This window comes from Neobacillus rhizosphaerae, assembly GCF_050477885.1.
Taxonomy (GTDB): Bacteria; Bacillota; Bacilli; order Bacillales; family Cytobacillaceae; genus Neobacillus; species Neobacillus rhizosphaerae_A.
The window spans coordinates 1-1,402 of record NZ_JBCNAC010000149.1 but is presented as its reverse complement, the minus strand read 5'-3'; the positions used below and the strand labels follow the sequence as shown (position 1 = coordinate 1,402).

General features: G+C 35.0%; 2 protein-coding genes. Both read right to left on the bottom strand.

The genetic code is table 11. The features are described 5' to 3' along the window. Window positions 1–268: 268 nt before the first annotated feature. On the bottom strand, window positions 269–619 hold the full coding sequence (locus ABES03_RS20510) for a 2Fe-2S iron-sulfur cluster-binding protein (protein WP_430120154.1): 351 nt from the start codon (window positions 617–619) through the stop codon (window positions 269–271). A 36-nt stretch (window positions 620–655) separates the two neighbouring features. After that, on the bottom strand, window positions 656–1,357 hold the full coding sequence (locus ABES03_RS20505; protein WP_430120152.1) for a GntR family transcriptional regulator: 702 nt from the start codon (window positions 1,355–1,357) through the stop codon (window positions 656–658). Window positions 1,358–1,402: the final 45 nt, after the last annotated feature.

Here is a 1,402-nt window from a genome sequence, read left to right as displayed (position 1 = left end):
GAAGGTTTGGGGATTTATTTATTGCACCCGATACAGGGGTTAGGCTAATGATCGTAATTTTTCATTCTTTTTTATTTGTAGTGGCTGATGAGTATAATAAATTTTTACAAGTGCACGACTATCACAAAGTGAACATTTAATATGGTAGGAAGCTTTACTAATATGGGGGGTTTCTAAGAATGGTAATATTTGTTTCATATGCCTGTCACATGCCCACATGATCTCACCCCGAATAAATAGTTTTATATATTACTAATTTTTACTAGGATTATTTTACGGATGTTACTTCTTTTTGAATCTTTTCTGGCTTTTTCTTTATTACTTGTTTGGTAATTTCCTCATCCCAAGAAATCGTAATATCCCCATTTGTCACAAAGGTTTGACACCCAAGACGATATCCGTTTCCTAACCACTCTTCACCTAATTTTCTTCGTTCCTGTACCTTTACCTTGTCAAGGTATTCAGAACCTTCTTCAGCTTTAAAAACACAGGTACCACAAATGCCTCCACCGCAACGATTAGGCAACTCCCCATCATAACGGAGTGACATCCTCAAAATATTTGAATTCTCTGGAACTTCTAATTGCTTATTACTATTTTTGAAATGAATATTCGGCATATCATCATTTCCTCCCTTATATTTATCTGATTTATTTCAAGTGATTTTCACTTTATCTTTTCTATTCATTTTCTCTTTAATATTTCTGATATAGTTGATATATGCTTTTTTAGAGTTTTCAATATGGATTCTCATTAAATACTCTGCCAATTCCGCTTCTTTATCCCTTAACGCTTTCATGATATCAATATGTTCCTTTAATGATTCTTTCCTTCTACCCGGAGTCTCATAGCCCATATTAGCTGCCATGTGTATATAATCTATAAGGCCAGATAAAATTTCGAATAATTTTGGGCTTTTAGATGCTTTATTAATCAACCGGTTCATCTGAATATGTTCAAGATTAAAATCCTCTTCCGCTTGCTCTTCTAATGCTAACAGTTCTTGAATCTTTTGATCTAGTTCTTGTTGAGTTTCAAGATCCATTCGTTGTGCGGCTAACTTTACAGCCAAAACTTCTAACGAAGCTAGGATCGTAAAGACCTCAATTACTTCACTTTCAGAAATATTCGAAACGACGACCCCTTTCCTGGGAACCGTTTTAACAAAGCCCTGAGACTCAAGCCGGAATAATGCCTCCCTTATAGGCGTTCGACTTATATTTAATTTGCCTGCAAGTTCTCTTTCAATTAAACGGTCACCTGCCTTCAATTCTCCTTCAAGAATCATTTCCTTTAGAAACAAATAGGCATGTTCACGAATTGATAAAAGATTATTTTCCTCCCATCTTAAGTCCATCTTTTCCACCTGCTTATTTTTATAGTTTTGGCTCTGTTAAACTTG

Bases quoted from the DNA above. Each gene is read 5' to 3' on its own strand.
- ABES03_RS20510 (WP_430120154.1), bottom strand. From the start codon at position 619: ATGCCGAATATTCATTTCAAAAATAGTAATAAGCAATTAGAAGTTCCA.
- ABES03_RS20505 (WP_430120152.1), bottom strand. From the start codon at position 1,357: ATGGACTTAAGATGGGAGGAAAATAATCTTTTATCAATTCGTGAACAT.